Source organism: Streptomyces sp. URMC 126, from assembly GCF_051386555.1.
Lineage (GTDB): Bacteria > Actinomycetota > Actinomycetes > Streptomycetales > Streptomycetaceae > Streptomyces.
On record NZ_JBPQTX010000839.1, the window covers coordinates 1 to 276 of the forward strand.

Sequence of the window (276 nt, forward strand, 5' to 3'; positions counted from 1 at the left end):
TCCCTAATCTGAGCAAGCAACAACCGGTAATTATAATTATTGGGTGAAAAATCGATGGCCTGACTAATATGAGTTTCGGCACTTTCAAAATCTATATTGTTTCCCGAGATTTCAGTTTCAGCAAGTTTCGAAAGGAGTGACGGAGAGTTTGGTATATATTCAACAGTAGATCTCAGTAGATTCTCGTTTACCTCTGTTGTATTTTCAGTTAAACTTCCAACTACAAAACTCTTAAGTATTGATAGAAAAAGAATCGCGATAATTCCTAAGGTAATG

General features: G+C 35.5%; 1 protein-coding gene. It reads right to left on the bottom strand.

Going from position 1 to position 276, the window contains the following annotated elements:
- Positions 1-276 (bottom strand): tetratricopeptide repeat protein (locus ACSNOK_RS34160; RefSeq protein WP_436784618.1); only part of this gene is annotated, 276 nt, incomplete at both ends.